The sequence below is a fragment of the Methylorubrum podarium genome, from assembly GCF_022179745.1.
Classification (GTDB): Bacteria; Pseudomonadota; Alphaproteobacteria; order Rhizobiales; family Beijerinckiaceae; genus Methylobacterium; species Methylobacterium podarium.
Genome location: NZ_BPRD01000617.1, coordinates 1 through 2,008, shown reverse-complemented (window position 1 = coordinate 2,008; position 2,008 = coordinate 1). Strand labels below are relative to the sequence as shown.

The window sequence follows — 2,008 nt, the reverse complement described above, 5'->3', positions numbered from 1 at the left end:
TCAGGGCCGGCACGAAGGAGCGCAGGTGAGACCTCCCGAAGCGTCTCGCGCATCGTCCTGGATCCCGAAAGCCGGCAACCACCTTTCGGGACGATGCGATGGGTCCGTTCGGGGAGAGCATGCACCGTCTCGATCGAGGCCGGAATCGACCGGCGGCGCCCACGGGCGACGAAAACCGGTTCGTGCCCAAGCTTTGGGGCGGTTTTGCGGGAGAGGTAAAGCCGTCAGGCGCTGACCATGGCGGTTTCCTGAGGATCGCCCGTCACCACGGTGTTGCGCTCCACCCGCAGCACGGCGTCGAACGGCGCCTGCCGGTTCAGGGTGGCCTCATCCGGCAGGCAGACGATGAGGGCCGCCCCCGCGCGGAGCGCCCGCAGGCGCTCGATGCGGGCGGTGATCTCGTCGGGCTTGCGGTCGTCGAGGGAGAGGCCGACCACGAGGATGTCGGGGCGGCGCACGAGGCAGCGCACGAACTCGATCGCCACCCGCTCGCGCGGGCCGATGGCGCCCTCCCCCAGGATCGCGCGCTGGCCCTGGCCCGCCACCGCGACGCCCGCCTCGATCCGCGCCGCGAGGCCGAGTCGGTAGACGGTGGGCTCCAGCCCCTGCTCGGCGAGCACCCGGCGCACCAGGGAGCGCACCCGCCCCTCGGCCCCCGCCTCCCCTTGCGTGATGCGGCCGAACAGCAGGTTCTCCTCCAGGCTCGCGGCCGCGGTGAGCCGGGAGGGATCGTAGAACTCGACCTTCTCGCGGTAGCGCGGCGGCAGCATCGCCGCGAAGGAGTGGCGGGCGGCCACCAGACGCTCCTCGAGCGCGGCGTCGATCAGGCCGAAGCGGTGGCGCGTCTCGCTGTAGCGCAGGGCCAACCCGATCAGCCGCTCGCGGTCGCGGTGCCCCGCGGGGCCGCGCCGGAAGCCGCGGGCCTCGGGCTGTCGCGCGACCAGATCCTCGAAATAGCCCCGCTCCGCCGCCGGGAAGAGCGAGAAGGTCTCGAACAGCGGGTGGTCGTCGGGCAGGTCGGAAAAAATCTCGACGGTGGAGCGGGCGACCTGAAGCCCGACATCGACCAGCGTCCGGGTCAGATCCTCCGCTTCGAGCACGGCGCGCAAGTAGGGATGCGCCGCGAGCCGTCCTTGCGAGAAGGCCGGGCTGACGGCCTCGCCGAACAGGATGTTCTCGCCGATATCCGCCTGGTGGTTGTAGCGGGCCGGGTCGAACGGCTCGACGAGGCGGGCCATGCCCTCGCGGGCCAGCGCCTCGCGCACGGCCCGGCGAACGGCGACGATCGCCGCCGCGGTCGCGGGATCGTCCTCCGGATCGACGGAGGCTTCCAGGCCCCGCTCGTAGACGAAGGCGTCGAGGCCGGTGAGCTTGAGGATGGCGATGCGCTCGGCCAGGCCCGAGGCCTCCCGGTCGCCGCTGCGGGCGCCGTAGAGCAGGTTCTGCCGCAGCGTCCCCTCGATCAGGATCGCCTCGGAGCCGGCCAGCGCGATCCGCCGGGCGCGCTCGGCGGAATCGAGGGCGCGCAGGTCGATGCCGCCGTAGGTGACCGATCCGGCGGTGGGCTCGATCTGCCCGGCGAGCAGGGCGGCGAGCGCCCGCGATCCGCTGCCGCGATGGCCGACGATCGCCACATGCGCCGGCATCGGCAGGGCGAGATCGACCCCGGTCAGCCGCTCGCCGCTTCCCGGATCGTAGGCGCCGACGCCGCGGGCGACGAGGGCGCCCGCCTCCGGGAACGGGGCGGCCGCGCGGGAGCGGTCGCCCGGCAGGCGCGGATCGAGGGCGTCCAGGGTCTCGGCGATGGTGCGGAACAAGGGGGAGACCGCCCGGTACTGGTTCCACAGCCGCAGGCTGATGGCGACCAGGGCCGCCGCCAGCACGAAGGCGCCGGCCGCGGCGACCAGGGCTCCGGGCAGGACGTTGTCGGCCTCGGTGGCGGCCTCGCCCTGCCACAGGGCGGTGGCGATGAGGAGTGCGGGGAGGATCACGACGAGGGCGAGCGCCG

At 73.4% G+C, this 2,008-nt stretch carries 1 protein-coding gene; it reads right to left on the bottom strand.

All coding sequences use genetic code 11. The annotated features are described in order from the left end of the window. Positions 1–224: 224 nt before the first annotated feature. The coding region (locus MFF42_RS24755) for an ATP-binding cassette domain-containing protein (protein WP_238258593.1) at positions 225–2,008 on the bottom strand (1,784 nt) is incomplete at its 5' end.